General features: G+C 72.5%; 24 protein-coding genes and 2 tRNA genes. 13 read left to right on the forward strand and 13 right to left on the reverse strand.

What is annotated here, in order from left to right:
• Window positions 1-94 precede the first annotated feature (94 nt).
• Entirely contained in the window at window positions 95-541 is a 447-nt protein-coding gene (locus tag ACSTA4_RS25460; protein ID WP_130395261.1) for a hypothetical protein, read from the forward strand.
• Window positions 542-617: 76 nt separating this feature from the next.
• A complete protein-coding gene (gene secD, locus ACSTA4_RS25465) occupies window positions 618-3,284 on the forward strand; it encodes a protein translocase subunit SecD (RefSeq protein ID WP_444961301.1) in 2,667 nt (888 codons plus the stop codon).
• A gap of 139 nt (window positions 3,285-3,423) precedes the next feature.
• On the opposite strand, the gene ACSTA4_RS25470 is transcribed toward secD, so the two are convergent.
• Both ACSTA4_RS25470 and rsmI read right to left on the reverse strand, forming a co-directional pair.
• Window positions 3,424-4,086, reverse strand: a complete 663-nt coding sequence (locus ACSTA4_RS25470; RefSeq protein ID WP_274974823.1) for an AIM24 family protein — start codon at window positions 4,084-4,086, stop codon at window positions 3,424-3,426.
• 89 nt (window positions 4,087-4,175) lie between these two features.
• Window positions 4,176-5,054: a 16S rRNA (cytidine(1402)-2'-O)-methyltransferase gene (gene rsmI, locus ACSTA4_RS25475; RefSeq protein ID WP_444961302.1), complete on the reverse strand. Its 879-nt coding sequence runs from the start codon at window positions 5,052-5,054 to the stop codon at window positions 4,176-4,178.
• Window positions 5,055-5,704: 650 nt separating this feature from the next.
• Here rsmI and ACSTA4_RS25480 point away from each other — a divergent pair.
• The 3 genes from ACSTA4_RS25480 to ACSTA4_RS25490 all read left to right on the forward strand — a co-directional run bounded on the left by ACSTA4_RS25480 (window position 5,705) and on the right by ACSTA4_RS25490 (window position 8,415).
• A complete protein-coding gene (locus ACSTA4_RS25480) occupies window positions 5,705-7,339 on the forward strand; it encodes a dolichyl-phosphate-mannose--protein mannosyltransferase (RefSeq protein ID WP_444961303.1) in 1,635 nt (544 codons plus the stop codon).
• Between the two features lie 309 nt (window positions 7,340-7,648).
• Window positions 7,649-7,852: a cold-shock protein gene (locus tag ACSTA4_RS25485; RefSeq protein WP_013155080.1), complete on the forward strand. Its 204-nt coding sequence runs from the start codon at window positions 7,649-7,651 to the stop codon at window positions 7,850-7,852.
• 254 nt (window positions 7,853-8,106) lie between these two features.
• Complete coding sequence (locus ACSTA4_RS25490) at window positions 8,107-8,415, forward strand: sec-independent translocase (protein WP_013155081.1); 309 nt, start codon at window positions 8,107-8,109, stop codon at window positions 8,413-8,415.
• A gap of 41 nt (window positions 8,416-8,456) precedes the next feature.
• Here the strand turns inward: ACSTA4_RS25490 and ACSTA4_RS25495 are convergent, their stop codons facing one another.
• Complete coding sequence (locus ACSTA4_RS25495) at window positions 8,457-9,059, reverse strand: hypothetical protein (protein WP_444961304.1); 603 nt, start codon at window positions 9,057-9,059, stop codon at window positions 8,457-8,459.
• 1,123 nt (window positions 9,060-10,182) lie between these two features.
• On the opposite strand from ACSTA4_RS25495, the gene ACSTA4_RS25500 reads away from it, so the two are divergent.
• Window positions 10,183-10,908, forward strand: a complete 726-nt coding sequence (locus ACSTA4_RS25500) for a response regulator (protein ID WP_444961305.1) — start codon at window positions 10,183-10,185, stop codon at window positions 10,906-10,908.
• Window positions 10,909-11,163: 255 nt separating this feature from the next.
• On the opposite strand, the gene ACSTA4_RS25505 is transcribed toward ACSTA4_RS25500, so the two are convergent.
• The 8 genes from ACSTA4_RS25505 to galU all read right to left on the reverse strand — a co-directional run bounded on the left by ACSTA4_RS25505 (window position 11,164) and on the right by galU (window position 17,764).
• Complete coding sequence (locus tag ACSTA4_RS25505) at window positions 11,164-11,784, reverse strand: TetR/AcrR family transcriptional regulator (RefSeq protein ID WP_444961306.1); 621 nt, start codon at window positions 11,782-11,784, stop codon at window positions 11,164-11,166.
• A 319-nt stretch (window positions 11,785-12,103) separates the two neighbouring features.
• Window positions 12,104-12,177 (reverse strand) — tRNA-Ala (locus ACSTA4_RS25510).
• Window positions 12,178-12,296: 119 nt separating this feature from the next.
• Window positions 12,297-12,932 (reverse strand): divisome protein SepX/GlpR, encoded by a 636-nt coding sequence (gene sepX / locus ACSTA4_RS25515; protein ID WP_444961307.1) that lies wholly within the window; start codon window positions 12,930-12,932, stop codon window positions 12,297-12,299.
• 395 nt (window positions 12,933-13,327) lie between these two features.
• Complete coding sequence (locus ACSTA4_RS25520) at window positions 13,328-14,047, reverse strand: GNAT family N-acetyltransferase (RefSeq protein WP_444961308.1); 720 nt, start codon at window positions 14,045-14,047, stop codon at window positions 13,328-13,330.
• A gap of 250 nt (window positions 14,048-14,297) precedes the next feature.
• The gene (locus ACSTA4_RS25525; RefSeq protein ID WP_444961309.1) at window positions 14,298-14,816 is read right to left on the reverse strand and encodes a MogA/MoaB family molybdenum cofactor biosynthesis protein; all 519 of its coding nucleotides are present in this window, start codon (window positions 14,814-14,816) and stop codon (window positions 14,298-14,300) included.
• On the reverse strand, window positions 14,809-15,318 hold the full coding sequence (gene moaC / locus ACSTA4_RS25530; protein ID WP_444961310.1) for a cyclic pyranopterin monophosphate synthase MoaC: 510 nt from the start codon (window positions 15,316-15,318) through the stop codon (window positions 14,809-14,811). Before moaC ends, ACSTA4_RS25525 begins: the two co-directional genes overlap by 8 nt.
• 138 nt (window positions 15,319-15,456) lie before the next feature.
• Window positions 15,457-16,689: a molybdotransferase-like divisome protein Glp gene (gene glp, locus ACSTA4_RS25535; protein WP_416023518.1), complete on the reverse strand. Its 1,233-nt coding sequence runs from the start codon at window positions 16,687-16,689 to the stop codon at window positions 15,457-15,459.
• 136 nt (window positions 16,690-16,825) lie between these two features.
• Window positions 16,826-17,764, reverse strand: a complete 939-nt coding sequence (gene galU / locus ACSTA4_RS25540; protein ID WP_061079972.1) for a UTP--glucose-1-phosphate uridylyltransferase GalU — start codon at window positions 17,762-17,764, stop codon at window positions 16,826-16,828.
• Between the two features lie 157 nt (window positions 17,765-17,921).
• Here galU and ACSTA4_RS25545 point away from each other — a divergent pair, with 157 nt between their 5' ends.
• The 4 genes from ACSTA4_RS25545 to ACSTA4_RS25560 all read left to right on the forward strand — a co-directional run bounded on the left by ACSTA4_RS25545 (window position 17,922) and on the right by ACSTA4_RS25560 (window position 20,520).
• Window positions 17,922-18,566: a 5-formyltetrahydrofolate cyclo-ligase gene (locus ACSTA4_RS25545; protein ID WP_444961311.1), complete on the forward strand. Its 645-nt coding sequence runs from the start codon at window positions 17,922-17,924 to the stop codon at window positions 18,564-18,566.
• A 219-nt stretch (window positions 18,567-18,785) separates the two neighbouring features.
• Window positions 18,786-19,148, forward strand: a complete 363-nt coding sequence (locus tag ACSTA4_RS25550; RefSeq protein WP_444961312.1) for an FmdB family zinc ribbon protein — start codon at window positions 18,786-18,788, stop codon at window positions 19,146-19,148.
• A 201-nt stretch (window positions 19,149-19,349) separates the two neighbouring features.
• Complete coding sequence (locus ACSTA4_RS25555; RefSeq protein WP_444961313.1) at window positions 19,350-20,006, forward strand: SAF domain-containing protein; 657 nt, start codon at window positions 19,350-19,352, stop codon at window positions 20,004-20,006.
• Between the two features lie 106 nt (window positions 20,007-20,112).
• The gene (locus tag ACSTA4_RS25560) at window positions 20,113-20,520 is read left to right on the forward strand and encodes an MscL family protein (protein WP_248772113.1); all 408 of its coding nucleotides are present in this window, start codon (window positions 20,113-20,115) and stop codon (window positions 20,518-20,520) included.
• A gap of 62 nt (window positions 20,521-20,582) precedes the next feature.
• Here the strand turns inward: ACSTA4_RS25560 and ACSTA4_RS25565 are convergent, their stop codons facing one another.
• On the reverse strand, window positions 20,583-21,689 hold the full coding sequence (locus ACSTA4_RS25565; protein ID WP_444961314.1) for a D-alanyl-D-alanine carboxypeptidase family protein: 1,107 nt from the start codon (window positions 21,687-21,689) through the stop codon (window positions 20,583-20,585).
• A 420-nt stretch (window positions 21,690-22,109) separates the two neighbouring features.
• Between ACSTA4_RS25565 and ACSTA4_RS25570 the strand changes: the two genes are divergently transcribed.
• A tRNA-Arg gene (locus ACSTA4_RS25570) sits at window positions 22,110-22,182 on the forward strand.
• A gap of 221 nt (window positions 22,183-22,403) precedes the next feature.
• Here the strand turns inward: ACSTA4_RS25570 and ACSTA4_RS25575 are convergent.
• Window positions 22,404-23,006: a TetR family transcriptional regulator gene (locus ACSTA4_RS25575; RefSeq protein ID WP_444961315.1), complete on the reverse strand. Its 603-nt coding sequence runs from the start codon at window positions 23,004-23,006 to the stop codon at window positions 22,404-22,406.
• A 136-nt stretch (window positions 23,007-23,142) separates the two neighbouring features.
• Between ACSTA4_RS25575 and ACSTA4_RS25580 the strand changes: the two genes are divergently transcribed.
• Window positions 23,143-24,384 carry an FAD-dependent oxidoreductase gene (locus tag ACSTA4_RS25580; RefSeq protein WP_444961316.1) on the forward strand — a complete coding sequence of 414 codons (1,242 nt, stop codon included), beginning with the start codon at window positions 23,143-23,145 and terminating at the stop codon, window positions 24,382-24,384.
• A 217-nt stretch (window positions 24,385-24,601) separates the two neighbouring features.
• On the forward strand, window positions 24,602-24,820 hold the full coding sequence (locus tag ACSTA4_RS25585; RefSeq protein ID WP_013155098.1) for a hypothetical protein: 219 nt from the start codon (window positions 24,602-24,604) through the stop codon (window positions 24,818-24,820).
• The last annotated feature ends 14 nt before the right edge of the window (window positions 24,821-24,834 follow it).

The following is a 24,834-nucleotide window of genomic DNA, read 5'->3' on the forward strand; positions in this document are numbered from 1 at the left end:
CTACCCGTATGCTCTGCTGGACGAGCCGTGCACCACCGGGACGCACGGTCGGGCAGCACTTCCCTCCCGGTCCTTCCCCGAGGCGGTGGTCACCATGGTTACCGGTGCCCTACCCCGTCCTGCCCGGCACACGACCGCGCTGCTGACCAGCGTGGTCCTGCTCGTCATCCTGTCCTTCCCCGTCGCCTCCGGCGGCGGGCAGCCGGCCGGACCGCCCCTGCCGCCGCACGGCCTGCTCAGCGCCCCCGAGGGCGCCGCGGCCGCGGCGGCGGACCAGGAGCGGGTGACCCCGCGCGAACGCGCGGACCTGGCCGAGAACCCGATGGTCACCGTCGGGCCGCCCGCCTCCACGTGCGACCACCGGTCGGTGCTGCGCGACCTGCCCGACACCGTGCCCAGCAGCGCACTGCGCCTGGCGGTGTGGGACCAGCCCTGGTGGCCGCTCTCTCCCCCCGCGCCCGTTCCCGTCCCGGACCTGGACGCCCCCGGGGAGCTGCCGCCGACACGGGCTCCCCCTCCCACCGCGAACACCGCCATCTGACCATCCCCGCGCGTACCCCCCTGTCTCCGGCGTGCGTCGGGATCACCCGTATTCGCAGTGAAGAGGTACCAGGTCCTTGTCCAGTCAAACGGGAGCGGGCGCGCGTTGGACACGCGCCCTCATCTCCCTTCTCGTCATCCTCGTCGCGTTCGGCGCGGCGTGGTTCATCCCGCCGCGCCTGGGGCTCGACCTCAGCGGCGGCACGCAGATCGTCCTGGAGACCCAGGACGGCCCCGAGGGCACACCCGCCAACTCCGAGAACACCGACCAGGTCGTCGAGGTGCTGCGCCAGCGCATCGACCGCCTGGGCGTGTCCGAGGCGACCATGTCGCGCTCGGGCGAGAACCGGATCATCGTCGAACTGCCCGGTGTGCAGGACCCGGCGGAGGCCGCGCAGATCATCGGCCAGACCGCCCAGCTGTCCTTCCACCCGGTGCTGGGCGTGGGCCAGGCCGGCGGCCAGGGCGTGCAGGCGCCCGCCCCGGGCGACTCCGCCAACGCCCCGCAGGCCACCGCGGACGAGGCGCGCGCCCCGTCCGACGCCGCGGCCGAGGGCGGTGAAGAGGCCGCCGAGGGCGGCGGCGGGGAGATGACCCAGGAGCAGCTCGAAGAGCTCATGGCGCAGCAGGGCGGCATGGGAGGCATGGGCGGCCAGCAGCCCCCCGCCGGTCCCAGCGCGGAGAACCCCGAGGACGTCGTGATGACGCTCCCCGACTCCGACGGCACCCAGCTCCAGCTCGGCGAGACCGCCATCAAGGGCGACCAGGTGGCCAGCGCCGAGGCCGCGCTGGACAGCGTCAACCGCGCGCAGTGGACGGTCAACGTCAACTTCCGCGGCGAGGGCGCCGACCAGTGGACCGCGCTGACCGCCGACGCCGCCTGCTACGACCAGGGCGACCCGCGCCGCCGCGTGGCCATCGTGCTGGACGGGCAGATCATCTCCGCCCCGGAGGTGAACCCGGAGTTCGCCTGCGACGTGGGCATGCCCGGCAACACCACCACCATCACCAGCCCCGACTTCACCAGTGAGACCGCCAACGACCTGGCCGTGCTGATCGAGGGCGGCTCGCTGCCGCTGCCGGTCACCGAGGTCCAGCGCCAGACGGTCGGCCCGACCCTGGGCGCCGAGGCCATCCAGGCCAGCGCCGTCGCCGCGCTCCTGGGCCTGGCCTTCACCACGCTCTACATCACGCTGGTCTACCGGCTGGTCGGCTTCCTGGCCGCCCTGGCCCTGGGCTTCTACACGCTCATCGCCTACGGCGCCCTGGTCGCCATCAACGCCACACTGACACTGCCGGGCCTGGCGGGCTTCGTGCTGGCGATCGGTATGGCCATCGACGCCAACGTGCTGATCTTCGAACGCACACGCGAGGAGCACCAGCGCCAGGCGAAGGTGTACGAGGCCAACAAGTCGGCCGGGCTGCGGGACGCCACCGAGGACGAGGCCGCCAAGGCCGAGTCCGGGGTGCTCACCCGCAAGCGGCGCCGGGCGGTGCCGCCGAGCCTGGAGAAGGCGTTCGTCGTGGGCTCCCGCAAGGCGTGGAGCGCGGTCATCGACACCAACATCACCACGCTCATCGCCGCCGCCCTGCTGTTCTTCTTCGCCTCGGGCACCGTGCAGGGCTTCGGCGTGACCCTGAGCATCGGTACCCTCGTCTCGATGTTCTCCGCGCTGGTCATCGCGCGCGTGTTCGTCGAGTGGGCGGTGCGGCGCGCGGTCGTGCGCAAGCACCCGGCCGTCAGCGGCCTGAACCGCATCGGCGGCGTCCGCACCTGGTTGGTTCAGAAGAACCCCGACCTCATGGGCCACCGCACCAAGGGCCTGATCGTGGCGGGTCTGATCGTGGCGGCCGCGATCGCCGCTCCGCTGATCCGCGACACCAACCTCGGTGTGGAGTTCACCGGCGGCCGCGTGCTGGAGTACGAGGTCAGCAGCGGGGAGGGCGTCTCGGTCGACGAGGCCCGCTCCGTCATCTCCGCGCTGGACTTCCCCGGCTCGGACACGGCCGTGGTCCAGGAGTCCGGTGACGGCGACATCTCGGTGCGCACCGGCAGCATCTCCGACGACGACGCGGCCCGGATCGCGGACGCCCTGGGCGAGCAGACCGGCGGTGTGGAACTGGTCAGCGACGAGCTGATCGGCCCGAGCATGGGCGACGAGCTGCGCAACCGGGCGCTGATCGCCCTGGGCGCGGCCCTCGCGCTCCAGATGGTCTACCTGGCCTGGCGCTTCCGCTGGTCGTTCGGCGTGTCCACCATGCTGTCGCTGGCCTTCAACCTGATCCTGGTGATCGGGCTGTTCATCTGGCTGGGCAAGCCGATCGACGGCGTGTTCCTCGCCGCGCTCCTGAGCGTCATCGGCTTCTCCGTCAACGACACGGTGGTGGTGTTCGACCGGGTGCGCGACGAGTGGGCCCGCGACGAGAAGTCGAAGTTCTCCGAGATCGCCAACCGCGCGGTGCTCAACACCCTGCCGCGTACCGTCAACACCTCGATCGGCGCGCTGATCATCCTGGGCTTCCTGACCTTCCTCGGCGGGTCCTCGCTCCAGGACTTCTCGATCGCCATGCTGGTGGGTCTGACGACGGGCGTCCTCTCGACGATCTTCGTCGCCGTCCCGCTGGCCATCTGGCTGCAGAGGTGGGACAAGACCGACCCGCCCCACGTGGTCAAGGAGCGCAAGGCCAAGCAGAAGGTGGCCGCCAAGGCCGCCCGCGAGGCCGACGACGGAGCCGTCGTCTAGCGCCGCGCACGGGTTCCCGGCCCCGCGGTCGGGAACCCGCCGCGCTGTACACGGCCCGCCGCGCCGCCCACGGGTGGCGCGGCGGGCCGACAGGCGAAGGGCCCCGGGACACACGTCCCGGGGCCCTTCGCCTGTCGGATCAGGCCGTCTGGGCCGCGACCGGCGCGCCCTCGGAGGCCTGCACCAGGACGAAGCCCTGGCCCTCGAAGGAGAGCTGGAGCGCCTCGCCGCTGCCACGGCCGATGAGCGCGCCCGCCTTGGCCGTGCGGCGCACGCCCGTGCTCAGCGAGCTGGACCAGGCGACCGCGGAGTCGGTGTCCACGAAGGTCGGCTGGTCGACGTTGATCAGCACCGGGGCGCCGTGGCAGGCGATGGCCACCCTGCCCCGGCCGCTGAAGACCGTGTTGAAGAGCCCCCCGGCGGCCATGCCCGCGCCCTCCACACGGCGGATGTCCCAGCTCAGCCCGGCCTCGAAGGCGAGCACGTTGTCGCCGTTGACCGTGAGGTGGTCGTCCTCCAGGTCCACCAGGTGCACGTCCCAGGCGTCGCGGGCCAGGAACACGTCGCCGCGCCCGGACACCTTCATCAGCGGCAGCCCCTCGCCGGTGAAGGCCTTCTTGAAGAACTTGCTGACGCTGCCGGACCCCTCGTAGGAGAAGTCGACCTGGCCCTGGTAGGCGACCATGGCGCCCTGGCGGGCGAAGAACTCGCCGTTGAGGCCCACCCGGAGCATCTTGTGGTTCTGCAGGTGCATACCCGGCTGACTGGTCTCCTGGGCCTGCTGGAAGAGGTTGCTTCGCATGAACGTGTTCCCCATCGACGGTCTGGCTGTTTCACCCGGTCAGACGCTCCAGAACCGGAAAGGTTCCGCCGCGGGCCCGCCGTTCTCGGTCAGTCGGCGGACACGACCCCGTGCACCAGGTCGTAGACCCGGCGCTTGGGGACACCGAACTCCCTGGCCACACGGGTGATCGCCTCCTTGCGGCGCACGCCCTCCTCCTCCAGGCCGGAGACCGCGGCGACCAGGTCGGCGTCCCCGACCGTCCCCGGGTCACGGCGGGCGCCCTCCACCACGAGCGAGATCTCGCCCCGCACCCCCTCGGCGGCCCAGGCCGCCAGCTCCCCGAGGCCGCCCCGGCGCACCTCCTCGTAGGTCTTGGTCAGCTCCCGGCACACGGCGGCGCGCCGGTCGGCGCCGAAGGCCGCGGCCATCGCCTCCAGGGTGGCGGCGACGCGGTGGGGGCTCTCGAAGAACACCATCGTGCGGCGCTCGGCCGCCAGGTCGGCCAGATAGCCCGACAGGCCCTTGCGCGGCGGGAAGCCCTCGAAGCAGAAGCGGTCGGTGGGCAGGCCCGAGACCACGAGCGCCGTGGTGACCGCGGACGGCCCCGGGATGGCGGTCACCGGGATGCCCTCTCCCGCGCAGGCGGCGGCCAGCCGGTAGCCGGGGTCGGACACCCCCGGCATCCCGGCGTCGGTGACGACGAGGACGTCGCTCCCCGCGCGCAGGTCGCCGAGCAGCTCGTCGGTGCGGCGGCTCTCGTTGGCGTCGTAGTAGGACACGACGCGGGCGCCCGCCTCACCTCCCAGGCGCACGTCCGCGCGGGAGGCGAACTGGCGTAGCCTTCGGGTGTCCTCGGCCGCGATGACGCGGGCGCCCTCCAGTGCGCGCAGCAGCCTGGGCGGCGCGTCCTCCACGTTCCCGATGGGCACACCGGCGAGCGTCAGGGTTCCTGTCCCTCCACTCGTCCCAGCTCCACCCTCAACCACTGTGATCCCCGTCCTGTCGCGCTACGGTTGGCTCATCACGCCATCCGAAACCTGGTTTCGTGGTCCGTCCGCAAAGGACAACCATCTCCGACCCCAACCTACGAGCCGAGGTAACGCGTTCCCCGCTCGAAGGCGGGGCTTTCGACCCCCGGGTCGAGGGCCTGGCGTTACCAGCACCAGCCAACACCAGGGAGGTGACCAGTTGGCTACGTTTCACACAGGTGAGAAGACCCACCAGACCGTGCTTCCTCAGCGGCCCGCTCCGGAACACGGGTCAGTGGTCACCCCCGGGGACAGGGACGGAACGGAGCACGGAGGCCGCGTTCTCGTGACAGCCGGTGTGGAGCGCTCACGGGAGGAGGCGCTCGGTGTCCCACCCGGCGTCGGGTACGTCGTTCCCGTTCCCGTAAGGGCCGAAGGCCCGGACCGAGCAACCCTGCCGTCAGGCGGGCAGGCGGGGACGCACACAGGCCGGGTGGCGGTGCGCAGCAGTGGGAGCCACACCCTGCAAACCTCGCATGGGCCGATCAAGACCTCATGGAAGAACCTCTGTCTGCTCCAGCGAGCGGACGGTTACGGCTACACCACCCAGAAGGAGGCAGGGGCTCCCTCCACCGCCTGAGGGCGGGAGTATCCACCCCGTACACCCGATGACCACCACCGCACCTTTCTCCGAGGCAGAGCCCTCGTCCTCGCCGCGGTCGGCGCGGATACGCGCCCGCTTCCTTCCCGTCAACCCCGCGCCCCGCTGGGTGGGCTGGCTGGGCGCCTTCGCCGTGGCGCTGTTCGCCGGGGCGCTGAGGTTCTTCAACCTCGGCCAGCCGGACCGGATCTACTTCGACGAGACCTACTACGCCAAGGACGCCTACGGGCTCTGGAACTTCGGCTACGAGCACGAGACCGTCGAGGAGCCCGTCGAGGCCGACGACCTGCTCGCCCAGGGGTACCAGGACATCTTCACCGGCACGGGCGACTTCATCGTGCACCCGCCGGTGGGCAAGTGGATGATCGCCCTGGGCGACTGGCTGTGGTCGCTCCTGCCGTTCGGCACGACCATGACCCCCGAGGCCTGGCGGTTCGCCTCCGCCGTGGCCGGGGTGCTCTCGGTCCTCATCCTGGTGCGGCTGGCCACGCGGATGACCCGCTCGGTGCTGCTGGGCTGCACGGCGGGCCTGATCATGGCGCTGGACGGCCTGCACTTCACGCTGAGCCGCATCGCCATGGTGGACATCTTCCTCACCCTGTGGATCCTGGCCGGGTTCGCGTGCCTGGTGATCGACCGGGACAGCACCCGGGAGCGGATGGCCCGCCTGGCGGAGGCGGGCGGGGACCTGGCGTCGGTGGGCTGGTTGGGGATGCGCTGGTGGCGGCTGGCGGCCGGGCTGTGCTTCGGTCTGGCGGTGGGTACCAAGTGGTCGGCCCTGTTCTTCATCGCGGCGTTCGGCCTGCTCACGGTGGCGTGGGACTACGGGGCCCGCGGCAGCGTCGGCCAGCGCGGCTTCTTCTGGCGGTGGCTGGGCATCGACGCGATCCCGGCGTTCGTGCAGACCGTGGTGGTCGCGGGGGTCGTCTACCTGGTCTCGTGGTCGGGGTGGCTGTTCACCCGCGGCGGCTACAACCGCGACTTCGCGGACGGCATGCTGCCCGAGTGGGTGCCCGGCCTCCTGAGGGAGCCGGTGGAGGCGCTGTGGAGCCTGGTGGACTACCACCAGCGGATGATGACCTTCCACACCGACCTGACCAGCGACCACGCCTACATCTCCGCGCCGTGGGAGTGGCTGGTCATGCGCACCCCGGTGATGTTCCACTACAACGGCGAGGTCGCCTCGTGCGACACGGGCGACTGCGTCACCTCGGTGGTCTCCATCGGCACGCCGGTCATCTGGTGGTCCAGCCTGCTCGCGCTGACGGTGATGCTCGGCTGGTGGGTGACCTTCCGCGACTGGCGCGCCGGGGCGGTGCTGCTGGCCGTGGCCGCGGGGTGGCTGCCGTGGTTCGCCTACCCGGACCGGCCCATGTTCCTGTTCTACGCCGCCCCGCTGCTGCCCTTCCTGGTCCTGGCGATCGTGCTGGCGCTGGGCCTGGCGATGGGGGCCGGGGAGGACAGTCCGCGCTTCGCCCCCTACACGCGCGCGGTGGGCGGCATCGTCTACGGCGTGGTCCTGCTGTTGATCGTGGCCAATTTCGCCTACTTCTACCCGGTGTTGTCGGCGTATCCGATCGACGAGGGTATGTGGCGTGAACGCATGTGGTTCGACGTGTGGATCTACGGCAACGGCGGTTAGTGAACGGCGCCCCGGCGCATCCGTGTTCGCCGCGCCCCATTAGTGGCACGGCGAACGGAAATCAACAGTTGCGAGTTGCCGAAACAGGACAGGGAAAGAGCGCGATTCCCGCGTGGAAGGCCTCGGCAGGGCAGCACCCTCCCTGGTACTGTCAGCAACTGGTTGCTGTTGTAGTTTCCATGGATGCCCGGGGCGCCTCGCGGAACTTCACGTGGGCGCTCGCCGGTGCGGGATTCACCCGTCGGTCAGGCGCCCGGCGGCCCGGGGCCAGCAGGGTGCGGCCCCGCAGTAGTCCCCAAGGGAGTGCACATGGCTCAGGGCACCGTGAAGTGGTTCAACTCTGAGAAGGGTTTCGGGTTCATCGCCGTCGAGGGCGGTCAGCCCGACGTTTTCGTCCACTACTCGGCGATCTCGGGCACCGGCTTCCGGAACCTGGAAGAGGACCAGAAGGTCACCTTCGACATCATCCAGGGCCCCAAGGGCCCGCAGGCCGCTGACGTCAAAGCGGTCTAGGGTCGTCCTTTCCACGCGGTCGACGGAGTTCCCGGTCGCCCGAAGGCACCGTCCGCGTCCGCGTTCCCTTACTTGACGGCGCACCCGAGCAGCCGGGACCGGGTGGAGCGCCCGCGCCCAGCCCTCCGCTCGACGAGCGGGGGGCTGGCCCGTGTCCACCCCTTTGCGGACGACCGGGGTGAGGTTACCCAAGCCTCCCGATACCGGTTAACCTGCTTGAAGCCGGTCGGTACACCGAAGGACTGAGGTCGCGCATGTTCAACATCAGCGGAGGAGAGTTCGTCGTCCTCCTCCTGCTCGCGCTGCTGATCTTCGGTCCGGACCAGCTGCCCAAGGCTGCGCAGCAGGTGGGCAGGGTGCTGCGCCAGCTGCGGACGATGGCCAACTCCGCCTCCAACGACATCCGCGAGGGGCTGGGCCCGGAGTTCAAGGACTTCGACGTGCAGGACCTCAACCCCCGGCGCTTCGTGCAGAAGCACTTCTGGGAGGAAGAGGAGCAGGAGAGCAAGCCCGTGGCCCGGCTGAACGGCAAGCGCCCCCCCTTCGACGACGAGGCCACCTGAGGCGGGCCCTCGGCCGGGGCGCCCCTCCCCGCTCGTCGGCCTCACCCCACGAGCATGAGCACGAACAGGGCCAGGCCCAGCAGGATCACCGAGCCCACGATGATCGCCGGGGACCCGAAGGCCAGCACCAGGACCTCCACCGCCAGCGCCCCGCCGAAGGCCCCGGCCAGCCAGGGCCAGCGCGGGCCCGGCTCCCAGTCGTGGCGGCGCTCGCGGTTGAGCGTGATCAGGAACGCGCCCCCGATGAGCAGCCAGAACACCAGGTGGGCGAGCGCGCGGGTCTGCGGATCGACGTAGTCCGCCATCCCGCCGACCACCATCACGTAGGTCGTCGTTCCCGCGAGCAGCCGCCAGTGCCCGCCCGTCCTGCGGGCGGGGATGACCTTGCGCCGGGCCGGTGTGGTGCGCCGGAAGCGCTCCGCCGCGACCACGGGCTCCTCCTCCACCGGTTCGACCGTGGTCTCACGCGGCCCGGGAGGCGGGGGCTCGGGGGGCGGGGGCTCGTATCCCCCCACGGGTGCGGTCTCCGGCGGCGGCCGGTGCTCCCGCGTCGGGGACGCGGGGTCCCGCGGCGTGGCCGGGGGGTCCTGCGGCGGGAACTCTTCGGGGTGGTATCCGCCGGGGTACTTCGGGGAGTCGGACACGGTCCGCCCCTTCACGGTCGCGCGGTGGGCCCCTGCCGGGGCCGGGGTTCGGTGTCCGGATCCCTACCCGGTGCCGCGCTCGGTCAAATCCCCGTCCTCGGGCCTTCCGGCGGCGGTGCGGTCCGGACGGCGGGAGCGGGGACGAAGAAGGACCCGACCGGTCCTCGGGGGTCCGGTCGGGTCCCTGTGCCGGGGTTCGGCGGAACCCTTACGGCGGGCTGGTTACAGCCAGGACCACCCGCTGTCACGGGCGGTAATCACGTGCGTGGTCATGGCATCTACCTTTCGTATTGGCTTCCAGCCCATCCCAGGACAACGATGGCGTAGAGCGCTCTCGGTCCGCAAGACCCGTGGACGAATGTTCATCATTTTATGGCACGGGCACCACCGGGGCCCGCCGAAGCATGGTCCAAATAAACGAATCCTGACTCGTTTTCCCAGTTCAGAAGGGTTTCCATTACCGCAGGCAGAACACCTGACAGCTTGACTGCCTGCCAAAACAAGACATCCGCCAGGTCAAATCCACACCATGGATATAACGGAGAGCGACGGCGTTCCCATTTCCCCGGGACGGGAAATCGGGATATCCGGCGGCGCGCTTGGGGGCGGTCCCGGAGATCAACACGGGCTGTTACCAGGGCGAACCTGTTGAACTTAATGTCGGAAAGCAGAGCTATGCCCAGCTTTGCGCCATCACATCCGTTCTGTCGGAACGTGACGCTGCGTCATGGCACCCTCGCCCCAGCCCCTCGGGCGTACCTCCGGAGAGGGGGTTCCCAGAACAGGTGTTTCGGTCATGCACAAAATCGCATATCCCACTTCCCCCTTCCCCGCCCATGGCGGCGCCCTTCCGCGGCCGTTCCCCGGTGCCGTTCGCACCGTTTCCCCCGGACGCGTCCGGGGTAGCGGGCGGTGAGTTCGTCCGTTACCACTCCGCTCAACGAGCGCACATGAGACAATGAGCAGCCCCAGCAGGAGGTCTCCATGCGCGTCTCTCTCCCCCGGCCGGCCCTTCTCCTGGCCGGCGGTCGGACATGCCCGCACCGCGTCCGCCCGGACAGACCCGGGTCCCCGGTGCGCGAGAGCCCGTCACCCGGCCAGGGACGGGACGGGTAGGCGACCCATGAGCGCACACCCCCTCTTCCCCGCGCAGGCCCCCTGCCCCGGTGAGCCCGCCGCTCCGGCCGCCCCGATCCGCGCCATGGTCGTGGACGACCACGCGCTGTTCCGCCGGGGCCTGGTGTCGGTCCTGGACGAGGAGCCCGACATCGACGTGGTCGGCGAGGCCAACGACGGGGAGGAAGCCGTCCGCCTGGCCGCCGAGCTGCGTCCGGACGTGGTCATCATGGACGTGATGATGCCGCACACCAGCGGCATCGACGCCTGCTCGCGCATCCGTGAGGCGGTGGCGCACACCAGGTTCATCATGCTGACCATGAGCGACGACGAGAGCGACCTCTTCGACGCGCTCAAGGCCGGGGCGACGGGCTACCTGCTCAAGGCCATCTCGGTGACCGAACTCGCCGAGGCGGTGCGCGCCATCGTCAAGGGCGACTCGTTCATCAACCCGGCGATGGCGACCAAGCTCATCGGGGAGTTCGCCGAGCTGGCCAAGCAGGAGAGCGCCCCGCCCAGCCGCACGACCATCCCCGAGCTGACCCGGCGCGAGACCGAGGTGCTCAAGCTGCTGGCCCGCTCCCTGAACAACCGGGAGATCGGGGAGCGGCTGTTCATCACCGAGAACACCGTCAAGAACCACGTCCGCAAGATCCTGGAGAAGCTCCAGGTGCACTCGCGCACCGAGGCCGCCATCTACGCCGTCCGGGCCGAGTACGTCTCCGGGCGCTGAGGCCTCCCGACCGCGCCGCGTCCGGCCCGCGACCGCCGTACGGCCGCCAGCCGGACGCTGGGGCCCGTACGGCACCAGGAGCACCACGAGTCCCAGGAGCACCGGGAGCGCCCGCATGGGCGCGTCCTGCGCGCGGCGGACCGCACAGGGGCGTCGGGGAGCCCCGGCGCGGTCCGGCTCGCGCCCCGCGGCCGGTCGGGAGCCGCGCGGCCGATCGGAAGCCGGGCGGACGGTCGGGAGCCGGGCCGGACGGCCCTACTCTCCCGCGGAGGGGTTCCGGCCCGCGGCGGACGGGCCGAAGAGCAGCCCGGCGCTGCGGCGGGTGACGGTGAGCAGGTCGGCGTCGCGGAACAGGTCCCCGAACCCCGAGCCCTCCAGGTTCCCTGTGAGGGAGAGCGTGGCGATGCCGTGCACGACCGACCAGCCCGCGACCATGGCGGCGGCCGCGTCCTCGACCTCCCGCCCCTCCTCGGCCAGGGTCTCCACACCGGCGCGGAGCTCGTCGAAGGCCGCCGTGCGCGCGGCGTTCAGCTCGGCGTCGTCGTCGCTCAGCAGGCTGGGGGCGAACATCACGTCGAAGTGCGCCGGGTGGCCGGTCGCGAAGCGCACGTACTCCACGCCCGCCTCCAGGAAGCCCCCGCCGGACTCGCGGTTGGCCCGCAGCCGCGCGGCCAGTTCGCGGAAGCCCTCGGTGGCCAGGGCGTTGAGCACGCCCTCGCGGCTGCCGAAGTGGTGCCGGGGGGCGGTGTGGCTGACCCCGAGTTCGAGCGCCAGCGAGCGCAGGCTGAAGGAGTAGGGCCCCTCCCTGGCGATGACCTCGGCCGCCTTCTCCAGGACGGCGGCCCTGAGGTTCCCGTGGTGGTATCCGTCTGCCATGACCCCGCACCCTACGACGGCGGGTTGCCACTGTAAAGATCGCGGAGGACTGCCCCGCGGCGGAGGCGGGGAGTACGCTGGAGGGGTACCGGCCGCCCCGCGACAGGGGATAGCCGCTTCGCCGGTGACACTCGGGGCTCCGGTCCGGAAACGACCTCCCGCCGCAGGGAACAGCAGCACCGCCTCCGGACCGGGCCCCTCCCGGCCGTGCGCGCCGGGGCGCCGCGCGGGCCCCTCCGCACCGGAGATCTCCCGGGACCGTCCCCCCGAACACGGCGAAGGCCCCTCCCGAACCCGGGAGGGGCCTTGCTGTCTGCGGTGGAGCTATGGGGATTTGAACCCCAGACCCCCTCGATGCGAACGAGGTGCGCTACCGGACTGCGCCATAGCCCCGAAGACGTGATCCACATTAGCAGGAAACCCGGAGTGGTCCGAACCGGCTTCTCCCGGATCGCCCCCGGAGCGGCTCCGGGCCCGGGCCCGGACCGCTGCCGGTCCGGACCCGGGCCTGGTCAGTCCCCGGCCGCCCGCAGCCGGGCGTCCGCGTACTGGTCGTAGACCTGGCTGCGCCGCTCCTTGAGCGCGATCACCTCGGCCTCCCGCTCGGCCTCGCGCCGCCGCTCCGCCTCGTCCCGGCGGGCGCGCAGGACCTCCCGGCGGTGGGCCCGCCGGGCCGCCTCCCTGCGCTCGGCGTCGGCCTTGGCGGCCTCCCGGAGCAGGACCAGGTGTCCGGCGAACAGCAGCACCGGCGGGGCCGCCACCCACCAGGGCCCCAGCCCGAGGGCCACGGCCACGAGGGTGGCGGCGTTCACCAGGGTCAGCGTCGTGGTGCGACGGCGGCGGCGGGCGATGACGCGGGCGCGCGGCCCGGACTCGGCGCGGTAGCGCCCCGGACGCGGCGCGTCCCCGCCGTGCGCGGGGGCGTCCGCCGGGGCGGTGTCGTAGTCGTCACGGCGCAGGACCTGGGTCTCGGTGGCGTCCGGGTCCTCCGCACGCCCCTCGGCGTCCTCCCGGGCCTCGGTCTCCGCGGGTTCGTCGTCCTCCCGCGGGTCCTCGTGGAAGGTGTCGGGGTCCTTCCGCAGCAGCATCGGCACCAGGACTATGAGCCACACCACCACGATGGCCAGGTACAGAGGAGAGCTGCTCATCACCCCTCCTCACGATGACGGCCACTGGACGTTGATCGACACCTCGTCGACACCGCGCCGCGTGGTGTCCCGGGGGACGGAGACGTCCCGCCGGGGTAGGCCGCCCCCGTCCCTCCCCGGACCCGGGAAGTTTCCGGTGCGCCATATCCACGCGTTGCCCGCATCGTCAATGCGTCTATGTTCCGCACGGTACGACCCCGTGTCCATAAATGCGCCACATTCTGACCGGAGTGTCGCAAGATTGTGGACTCTCAGTTTCGGACGCCCTGACCCCGGGGGTGAAAGTACAGGTCAACCAACGACTGCGGAGTGCAGTCCCAATTCAACGCAAAGTAATGAGTCAATGTCACTAAAGTCAGGTTTAAGTTCCGGATGCTTCTGTGATGTTGGCACGTTCAGTTCGCCTCCGGGTACGGACTCGCCGGATCGCGCGGATCCCGGCCGCCGTTCGGGCCCTGTGGCCCCAAAGCGGAACCAGGGCCGGAACCGGGTTCCCCGGAGGGCCCGGAAGAGGACCCGTGGCGCCACCGGTACATCAGCCCCCGGGGGACCTCCTCAGCGGTGATCGCGTAGCAGATGTGGTCGCGCCAGGCCCCGTCGATGTGCAGCTGTCTCCTGCGCACGCCCTCGTCGCGAAAGCCCAGTTTGGCGACCACGCGTCTGCTCGCCCGGTTCTCGGGCCGGACGTTGGCCTCGATCCGGTGCAGCCCGACGCGGAAGAAGGAGTGGTCCACGGCCAGCGCGACCGCGGTCGGGGTGATGCCGAGCCCGGCGTGGGCGCTGTCGATCCAGTAACCGACCTGCGCCGACCTGGCCGAGCCCCACACGATGGCCCCCACCGTGATCTGGCCGACGAACCTGTCGTCGTACAGGACCGCCCAGGGCATGGACAGGCCCTGCCTGGCCTCGTGGCGGATGGACTGGAGCATCGAGACGTAGGGGGTGAGCCCGGTGGTGCGCAGCGGCATCTCCGGATAGGTGGGCTCCCAGGGGCGCAGCCACTCCTCGTTGCGCGAACGCGTGTCCCGGAGCGCCGCGGCGTCGCGGAGCCGCAGTGGCCGGAGTACGACCGGACCCTCCTGGAGGGTGACGGGCCACCCATGTCTGCGATTCACGACCGTCCCTTCGATGCCCTCGGCACCGTAGCCCAGCGCTGCGACACCGGACGCGGAGGCGTCGGGTTCCCGTCGCCGGTGACGGGCTCCAGTATTCCACTCCCCGGGGCGCGGCATGGCTGTGGTCGCCCCAGGGGGCAAGAATCGGATGATTCTTAACTCCAATACTCCCGTACCGAAAACCGGCCCTGCCCCAAGGAATTCTCAACGGTCGGAATGCCCGGGATGTGATTCCGGTCATTGTCCGGTGTCATTCGGAGCGGGCGTGGTCGCCTCCGCGCAGCTGGTCCACCGCGTGCCGCAGCACCGGCGCCAGCACCTCCATCCCGTCGGCGGCTCCGCCCCGGGAGCCGGGCAGGTTGACCACGAGCATCCGGTGCCCCGCGCGCTCGGCGACCCCGGCCAGGCCGCGCGACAGGATCGCCGTGGGCACGCCCTTGTCCCTGCCCGCGGCCCGCAGCGCCTCGGCGATCCCGGGGATCTCGTAGGACAGCAGCGCGCGCGTCACCTCGGGCGTGTGGTCGTGCGGGGTCAGCCCGGTCCCCCCGGTGGTGACGACGGCGTCGAGCCGCTCGTCCAGGGCGCGGCCGATGGCCCGGGCCACGGGTTCGCCGTCGGGGACCACCCACGGCCCCACGACCGCGCAGCCGATCCCGCGCAGCGCCTCGGCCACGACCGGCCCGGAGCGGTCCGGGTATACTCCCGCCGCCGCCCGGTTGGACGCCGTGACGACCGCCACGCGGGGGGTGAAGGCCCCGGCGTCAGTCACCACGCCTCCAGTGGCCCTTCCTGCCGCCGGTCTTCTCCTCGACGCGCACCCCGGTGACCTCGGCCGCCGGGTCGATCGCCTTGACCATGTCCACCAGTCCGAGGGCCGCGGCCATGACGCAGGTGAGCGCCTCCATCTCCACGCCGGTGCGGTCGGCGGTGCGGACCGTGGCCCGGATGTCCACGCCCGCGTCCACGACGGCGAGGTCCACGTCCACCCCGTGCACGGCGATGGGGTGGCACAGGGGCACCAGGTCGGGGGTGCGCTTGGCCGCCTGGATCCCGGCGATCCGGGCGACGGCCAGGGCGTCGCCCTTGGGCACCTCTCCCCCGCGCAGGGCGGCGACGGCCTCGGGGCCGAGCAGCACCCGTCCCGACGCGGTGGCGGTGCGCGCGCTCACCGTCTTCTGCGAGACGTCGACCATGCGGGCGGCGCCGGACCCGTCCAGGTGGGTGAACCCGGAGGGGTGGTCGGCCCCCTCCCGCCGTGGGGTGTCGGTCATGGGCCCGCCAACTCCTCCGCTCGGAACGCGGAACGCGGCCGGTCGGCCCCGTCCGGGCGCGCCGGAGCGCGCCACCACGACCGTACGGCACTCCCGGGGCACCCGGTCCACGGGTCCGCGGACCCGGGCGGGCGCGGCTCAGGCCGGTTCGGGCAGGCGCACCACCTCGACGCGGCTGCCCGCGGCCAGTTCGGTCACCTCCTCGGGCACCACCACGAGCGCGTTGGCCCCGGCCAGGGCGGACAGCTGGTGCGAGCCCTGGTGCGACGCCGGGGACACCGTGGGCTCGGCGTCGCGACCGTAGGGGGACTCCTCCAGCACCGCGCGCAGGAAGGAGCGGCGCCCGGGCGGGGAGGTGACCGGCGAGGTGAGCAGGGCGCGCATGCTCGGCAGCGGCCGGGGGTCGAGCCCGCGCAGGCGGCGCAGCGCGGGCCGGACGAAGACCTGGAAGGACACGAAGGCGCTCACCGGGTTGCCGGGCAGCGTGATGATGGGGGTCCGGTCCGGGCCGATCACGCCGAAGCCCTGGGGCTTGCCCGGCTGCATCGCCACCTGGACGAACTCCACGGTGCCCTCGCGGGTGAGCACCTCCTTGACCACGTCGTGGGCGCCCATGCTCACACCGCCCGTGGTCACCACGACGTCGGCGCGCACCAGCAGGTCGTCCAGCGTGTCGCGCACCGTCTGGGGGTGATCGCCCACGAACCCGTGGCGGTGCACCTCGCACCCGGCGTCGCGCGCGGCGGCGGCGATCATGAAGCTGTTGGACTCCCAGATCTGGCCGGGGCCGAGCGGGCGCCCGGGCTCGACCAGCTCCTCGCCGGTGGAGAGCACCATCACGCGGGGGCGGGCGTAGACCGGCACCGAGCGGCGCCCGACGGCCGCCAGGACGCCCATCTCCCCCGGGCCGACGCGCACGCCGGGCCGCAGCACGGTGGCGCCCGCGGTGACGTCGTCCCCCGCGCGGCGCACGGCGTTGCCCTCCTTCACCGGCCGGTCGAAGGTCACACTGGCCGTGCCGCCGTCGGTCCACTCGACCGGGACCACCGCGTCCGCCCCCGAGGGCATGGGCGCGCCGGTCATGATCCGGGCGGACCTGCCGGGCAGGACCGCCGTCGGGGAGGGGTCCCCCGCCGGGATGTCGGCCACGACCGGCAGCCGCACGGGGTTGTCCGGCGAGGCCGACTCCAGGTCCGCGGCGCGCACCGCGTACCCGTCCATGGACGAGTTGTCGAAGCCCGGCAGCGACACGGGCGAGGTGACGGCCTCGGCCAGCACGGCGCCGTGTGCCTGGAGCAGGTCCAGCTCGGTCGGCACGGGGTCGGGGATCAGTGCCAGGACGTCGGCGACGTGCTGTTCGACGCTCTTCACGGGGTTCCTCCCGGTTCGCGGTTCCTGTGGTGGCCCCGCCTCCCCTCCCTCAGGAGACGGCTCACGCCCCATTCTTGCCGCGTCCGGCCCCGTATGTGGCGCGCCGGGCTCCGGTCGGGGCGCCCGGGGTCCCCGGTCAGGGGCGCTGGGCCTGCGCGCGGTCGACGAAGTCGCGCAGCCAGGGCAGCAGTTCGTCGGCGAGGTCGGGGCGGCGGCAGGCGAAGTCCACGACCGTGCGGATGTAGTCGGCCTTGTTGCCGGTGTCGTAGCGGCGGCCGCGGAAGAGGACGCCGTGCACCGTGCCGCCGTCCTCGGGCTTGCGCCGGGCCAGCTCGCGCAGGGCGTCGGTCAGCTGGATCTCGCCGCCCCGGCCGGGCGGGGTCTCGTGCAGGACGGGGAAGACCGCCGGGTCGCAGACGTAGCGGCCGATGATCGCCCAGCGGCTCGGTGCCTGCTCGGGGGCGGGCTTCTCGACCAGGTCGGTGACGGTGACGACGTCGTCCTCGTCGGTGGGCTCGATGCCCGCGCACCCGTACAGGGACACCTGCTCGGGCTCCACCTCCATGAGGGCGACGACGCTGCCGCCGTGGCGCTCGCGCACCTCGATCATGCGGCGCAGCAGGTCGGCGGACTCGATGAGGTCGTCGCCCAGCAGGACGGCGAAGGGGTTGTCGCCCACGTGCGCCTCCGCGCACAGCACCGCGTGGCCCAGACCGCGCGGCTCGCCCTGGCGGACGTAGTGCACCTGGGCGAGGTCGCTGGATTCGCGCACCGAGCGGAGTCGGGCGTCGTCACCCTTGGCCTCCAGCGCCTCCTCCAACTCGTAGGCCCGGTCGAAGTGGTCCTCGATGGAGCGCTTGCTGCGGCCCGTGATCATCAGGACGTCCTGGAGGGAGGCGGCCACCGCCTCCTCCACGACGTACTGGATCGCGGGCTTGTCCACGATCGGCAGCATCTCCTTGGGCGTGGCCTTGGTCGCGGGCAGGAAACGCGTGCCCAGGCCCGCGGCGGGTACGACCGCCTTCGTGACGGACACGGAACCGGAGGGTCGCTTCTGGTCGGTGGAGTCGTTCATGTCGGCACTTTAGGCCAGTGGTCGGCCGTCTCCGCGCCTCCACACACAGGAGGGCGCCAAGAAGTACGGATCGTTTCGGGCCGCGGAGGGCGGCCCGCCACCGCGTGTTCACCGCGCGGGGCAACCGGCCGGTTCGGGGCGGTGCCACACTGGGGCCATGGGCGAGAGCGAACTGCGTGAGGCCAAGGCCGGGCTGCGGAGGGGTTTCCTGGAGCGGCGGCGCGCCCGGGGTCCCGAGGAGCGCGCCCGGGCCGGGTCGGCGGTCCGCGACGCGCTGCTGGACGTCCCGTGGCTGGCCATGGGCGGGACGGTCGCCTGCTACTACTCCGTGGGCGGCGAGCCCGACACCCGCAAGCTGGTGGCGGCGCTGTGGAAGCGCGGCGCCTACGTGCTGCTGCCCGTGTTCCTGCCCGGCGGCGAACTGGACTGGGCGGCCTTCGACGGGCCGGACTCCCTGGCCCCGGCCGGACACGGGCTGCTGGAGCCCGTGGGTCGCCGCTACGGGCCCGACGCGCTGGCCCGGGCCGACGCCGTGGTCTGCCCGGCCGTGGCCGTGGACCGTCGGGGGACGCGCCTGGGGCGCGGCGCCGGGTGCTACGACCGCGCGCTGGCCCGCAAGGGCCCGCACGCCCCGGCGATCGCCCTGGTCCACGACGAGGAGTTCGTGGAGTCGCTGCCCGCCGAGTCGCACGACCGGCCGGTGGACGCCGTGGTCACCCCGTCCGGCGGGGTGCGGGTCCTCGGCTCGGGCGTGTGGCCGGGCGGACCGGCCGAGCGGGAGCGGTTGAGCCGGAGGGGCTGAGCGGAAGCGGCCGGGCCGCGGGGACGGGGAACGCGGGCGGGATTAACCCGGGCCCCGGGGGCGTTGTCGCTGGCGGTCGCGCTCCGGGGGCGCCCGGCGCCCGACCGTTCGCGCCCCCGCGCCGGTCCCCGTGGGCGAGGCCCTGTCACGGCTCCGGTCGGCGAGCGCGTACTATTTAGCAGTCAACGGGCGAGAGTGCCAGCAAGGAGGAGCCGAACAGTGCCTACGTACCAGTACGCGTGCACCGAGTGCAGCGCCCAGATGGAGGTCGTGCAGAGCTTCAGCGACGACGCGCTGACCGTCTGCCCCGAGTGCGAGGGCCGCCTGCGCAAGGTGTACTCCGCCGTGGGCATCGTCTTCAAGGGCTCCGGCTTCTACCGCACCGACAGCGGCAAGTCCTCCAACAGCTCCGTGCTGACCGGCTCGGGCTCCTCCGAGAGCAAGGACAGCGGGAACTCGGGCTCCACCGACTCCTCCTCCGCGTCCTCCGCCTCCTCGGACGCCAAGAGCTCCTCCTCGGACACCGGCAGCAGCACCACGAGCAAGGCCGCCAGCACCAGCGCCACCGCCGCGACGAGCTGACCCGCCGGGCCGTTGACCGCCACCGCGCCGCCGACCCCTCGGCGGCGCGCGGCACGTCCGGCCCCGGCGAGCGCGACGGGGCGCTGACGGCCCCGCGCCTCCCCCCTCCGGACCCCCAGTGGTCCGACCCGGTGCGCGGCCCGCGCGATCGGGCCTGTGGACAACCTCCGAACGGCCCCTCCGCGGCCTAGCGTTGAGGGTATGACCAACGCCGCGCCCCTCCCCTACCGGCACCGTCGCACGCTCACCCGGCTCCTGGACCGGCACCGGCGCGCCGTCGCCGCCCTCCTGGCCGCCGCCGCGCTCCTGAGCGCCGTCCTGGCCGTACGCCCTCCGCCCGTGCCCGTCACCCGTGTCCTGGTCGCCTCCCGCGACCTCGGCGCCGCGGACCCCCTCACCGAGGGCGACCTCACCGCCCGGGACCTGCCCGCCGGGTCCGTGCCGGGCGGCGCGCTCGCGGCCGACACCGCGACCGCCGGGCTGCGCCTCAACGCCCCGGTGCGCCGGGGGGAGGTGATCACCGACGCCCGGCTCGCCGACCCTCCCGCGCGGGCCTACGGCCCCGGCCTGGTCGCCGTCCCGGTGCGGGTGGCCGACCCCGGCGCGGTGGGCCTGCTCTCCCCCGGCAGCCGGGTGGACGTCCTCGCCGCCGGAGGGGGCGACGACCTCGCGCCGGCCCGGGCGGGCCCCGCCGTGGAGGTGGTCAGCGACCGCCCCGTCCTGGCCCTGCCGGAGGAGGAGTCCTCGGGCGGCGGGGAGGGCGGCGCGCTGATCGTCGTCGCCGCCACGCCCGTCGAGGCCAGGAGCCTGGCGGGCCACGCGGCAGGCTCGCGGCTGTCCATCACCATCCGCGGTTGACCGGCGACCTCCAGTGGGCAAAGCTGGCCGGGCGCCGCGGGCTCCCACCAGGGGGATCCCGCTCCGGCGCCCGTACGGACACCACGAGTATGTAGGGCTTGTATCCATGCAAGGCTTCAAGAAGTTCCTGCTCCAGGGCAACCTGGTGCAGCTGGCGGTCGCGGTCGTGATCGGCGCGGTCTTCGCCAACCTCATCACCGCGTTCACCGAGGGGTTCATCACCCCGCTGATCGGCATCTTCGGCGGGGTTCCCACCTTCGGCGACCTCTACTTCGAGATCAACGGGAGCCGGTTCCTGTACGGGGCGTTCGTCGACGCGCTGATCTCGTTCCTGATCACCGCAGCGATCCTGTACTTCTTCGTGGTCCTGCCCGTGGCCAAGGTGGTGGAGCGCTTCGTCAAGGCCGAGGAGGCCACCACCCGCGAGTGCCCGCACTGCTTCAGCGAGATCAGCAAGAAGGCGTCCCGCTGCGCCCACTGCACCAGCGAGGTGGTGCCCGAGACCGCCGCCTGAGGCGGTCGGACGCGCCGGGGGGCGGCCCCGTGCGGGACCGCCCCCCTGAAAGACGCCGCGGGTCAGCCGGTGTACTCCCAGTGCCAGGGCTCGAAGGGACTGGACTTGGCCCAGGCCGGGTGGTGCCAGCCGAAGTCGGCGCCGTTGGCCTCCATCCAGAGCCAGCGGTCGGAACGGTAGTTCTGGATGCCGCAGCCGAGGTCGATCGCCTGTCCCAGGCCGTGGTTGCTCGTACCGGGGACGGCCGCGAAGCCCGGCGCGACCTGTCCGTAGACCCGGTGCTGGTTGGGCAGGTCGCGGTAGGCGCTGGTGATGCAGATGTTCTCGCCGTACTCGTCCACGTACCTGGCGTTGAGCTGGAGGAAGTCCACGGCCGCGTCGGCGCGCAGCTTCTTGTCGTCGTAGAGGTCGCACAGGGAGTTGGCCGGGAGCAGGCCGTTGGCCGCCCCCTGGGCGTTGGCGGCCGCGTCCGGGTCGCAGTCCCCGGCGGCCATGTAGGCCTCCGGGTCGATGCCGCGGTCCTCCAGCTCCTGCACCAGCTCGTTCGTGGTCTGCTCGGACCGCTCGCGCAGGGCCTCGATGTCCGCGGCCAGCTCCACCTGTTCGAGCTGGGTGGTGGTCTGCAGCTCCTGCGCCTGGCTGGCCAGCTCGACCTGCTCCTCGCGCAGGTCGGTGGCGTCCTGGATGAGCGCCTGGTTGTCCTCGGAGATCTTCGCCGCGTAGGACTGGGTCTGCAGGTCCTCGGTGAGCGACCCCGAGGCCAGGACGGCGAGCATGCCGCCGTCGGGCTGCTTGTACAGCGTGCTGGCCAGCTGGGCCAGCGGTTCGCGCATCTCGTTGAGTTCGAGTTCGGTCTGCTGGAGGTCGTAGATCGTCTGGACCAGCTCCGTCTGGGCGTCCTCCAACGCCTCCTGGCGGTCGACGAGGTCCTGGTTGGCCTCCTCCAGCTCCTGGGAGGCGGTCTCGGCCCTCTCGCGGAACTCCTCCAGGCTCGCCTCGGCGGGCTCCAGCACGCCGACGGGCACCGGCGCCACGAGGAGCGCGGTGACGAGCGTGAGCGTCAGCGCCTGTGCGAAGCGGACCCGGTAGGACAGGGCGAAGGCGGTGAGCGCCCCGCCGCCACCCGGTACGCGGGACCTGCGCCGCGCCGCATCAGAAGTGAACGGCACGAATGATCCTCCGGCTGCTTTTCCTCGAACACCTACCCGTGACCGCAAGGCAACGTACTACATGTCCACATGCGGCCACGCGAGATCGGTCCACCGGACGGAGCGGGTCGCGGACGGGCCCCACCCCGCCCCGCCGCCCTCTGCTCCGGGCTTCGGTGAAACACCTGGTCACCGCCGGGCCGGTCAACGCCGAGCCCGCTCCCCCATCGTTATCGATGGTACATATGCGGCCATAACACGACATGCGTCATGAACAACGTCACACCGCACCAGGACAACCAATCGTAGGTCAGCGTACTCCGCCATGCACGCAGAGTCCCCCAACCGCCCCCGCCGGAGGCGGACCGACACCCCATCCACGTCCATCCTGGGTTAGGCTTGGTCCGGTGACGGGGTAAGACATACCCGCGCCAGACCCATGGCTCCGTAGCTCAGGGGATAGAGCACCGCTCTCCTAAAGCGGGTGCCGCAGGTTCGAATCCTGCCGGGGCCGCATAGCGCGGGCTGCTGCTCGCCGGTCTTCGACCGGCTCGCCGCAGCCCGCGATGCTTTCCGGGGGGAGACCCCCCGACCCCCCCGAGGCACCCCCCTGTGGCTGGGACCGAGGAGATCGGCGAGGTAGGCGGAGCGAGCCCTTACAACGCGAGGCCGCGCTTCAGGGTTGTAGTTGGTTCTCCCAAGGTCCGTACGGCGCGTTCCGGGGCCCGTAGGTGGCTACCGGCGGTCGGCCGCCTCCGTGAAACCCGCGACCAGCGCGGCCACCGTCCGCCGGATCCTGTCGCGGACCACGGACTCCTCCGCGCCGGTGAGCACCAGGTGGTGGACCGCGCCGACCACGGCCAGCGCCAGGGCCTCGGGGTCGGCGCTCCCGTGGAGGCGCCCCAGGCGCCGCTCCGCGCCGAGGTAGTCCGCGACCGCGGCCTCGACCGCCTCCAGACCGGCCGTGCGGTCGCCGAGGACCGCGCGCACGCGTCCGGCCAGCTCCGGCCGGGAGGCCATGAGCCTGGCCAGCGCCAGGAGGACCGTCGGCGGGGTCGCCAGCACGGCCTCGGCCAGGTTGTCCGCGACCGTGCCCGTACCGGCGCGTCCCGGCAGGGACGCGGCCCCGGCGCCGACCTGGAAGCCCCGGTCGACGGCGTAGGCGGCCAGGAAGTCGTCGGTGTCCGCGAAGTGGGCGTACAGCAGCCCGGTGGCGACACCGGCCTCGCGTGTGACGGCCCGGCCGCTGAGTCCGCCCGGCCCCTCCCGCACGATCACGCGCTCGACCGCGGAGAAGAGCCGCTGCCTGAGTTCGGGAATGGCGACACCACGTGGCATGCCAGGAATTCTAGGTCCTCGGGCGGCCCCGTCGCGGTCGGCCTCCGCGCGGCGGGCCACCGGCTTGCGCCCAGTATGAACACGTGCTCATACTTGTGTGAACGCTTGCTCATACCAACGTGGTCCGGAGGTCGCGGTGACGAACGGCGGGGACTCTTCCCAGCGTGTCGGTGGCGGGGACGGCGACCCGCCCCCCGGGCGGGCGGTGATCGTCGGCGCGGGCATCGCCGGGCTCGCCACCGCGCTGCGGCTCCACCGGGCCGGTTGGGAGACGCTCGTGGTCGAGCGCGCCCCGGCCCGCCGCAGAGGCGGCTACATGGTGAACCTGGTCGGGTGGGGCTACGACGCCGCCGAACACCTCGGCCTCGTCCCCGCGCTCTCCGGCAGCGACCTCGGCCTGTTCTCCACGGTCCTGGTGAGGGCCGACGGCCGGCGCAAGTTCGCCGTCCCTCCCGAGATCGCCAGAGCCGCCCTCGGCGACCGGGCGCTCACCGTGTTCCGGGAGAACCTGGAAGCGGCGCTGTACGAGGCCGTGCGCGGGACCGCGGCCTTCCGTTTCGGCACCACCGCCGTGGACGTGGCCCAGGACGCCGACGGCGTCCGGGTCGGACTCAGCGACGGCACCGCCGAGCGCGCCGACCTGCTCGTCGGCGCCGACGGGCTGCACTCCGGCGTCCGCGCCGCCGTGTTCGGCCCGGAGGAGGACTTCCGCGTCGACCTAGACCACGTCGTGGGCGCGCTCCCGCTCGACCGGCTCCCCGAGGACGTGCCCGAGGGGACCGGCACCACGTTCATCGGGCCGGGGCGCACGGCGGCGGTCGTCAACCTCGGTCCGGGCCGGTCCTCGGCCTTCTTCGCCTACCGCTGCGCGGACCCGGACGCCGAACTGGCCCGGGGGCCGGTCCAGGCGCTCACCGCGGCGTTCGGAGACCTCGGCGGGGGCGTGCCCGATGTGCTCCGCCAACTGCGCGCCGACCCGTCCGGCGCCTACTTCGACTCCGTCAGCCAGGTCCGCGCGGACCGGTGGAGCCGCGGCCGGGTCGTGCTGCTGGGCGACGCGGCCTGGTGCCCCTCCCTGTTCGCCGGGTACGGCGCGGCCCTCGCGCTCAGCGGAGCCGACCGGCTCGGCGACGCCCTGGAGCGGCACGGCGGCGACGTCACCGGCGCCCTGGCACGGTGGGAGGCGGACCTGCGCCCCGAGACCCTCAGGCGGCAGGCGCTCGCCCGGCGGGGGACACGCCAGTACGCCCCCTCCAGCCGCGCACACGTGTGGATGAACGACCTGGCGATCCGGGCCGTCCTGCTCCCGGGCGTGCGCGGCCTCGTCCGCCGCGGCATACGGCGCGCCGGTGAGCGGCACGCCGCCGCGGACGGGTGACGGGCGCGCGATCCCGGCGGACGGCGGTCGGCCGCCGACACGGCGCGTCGGCGGGCGTCCGGACCGGCCCCGGAGCCGGACGACCCGTGACCGGGCCCCGCGTTTGCGCGTTCTCCCCGGTCAACGGTGCCGCTTCCCCCACGTGTCGCCATGACACCGGGGGCGGCTCGTCCGATCATGGAGCGGGAGCAGGTACCGGACGGGGGAGGTCATACGGATGGCGCACGCGGAGCACTTCCGGGACGGGCAGGCGGAGGAACCGGACAGAACACCCGCCAGGCAGCGGGGCGGCTCGCCCGCCGCCATCGCCGGGGCGCTCCACCGCACCCCGCACCCGGGCCCCCAGCACTGGGGCGGGCCCCGGCCCCGCAAGACGGACCCGGACCCGTTCTTCCCCAACCGGCTCGGGCCGCCGCCCAAGCGCCGCCGCTCCTGAGCGGGCGGGGGAGA

It is taken from the genome of Nocardiopsis sp. M1B1 (assembly GCF_052466615.1).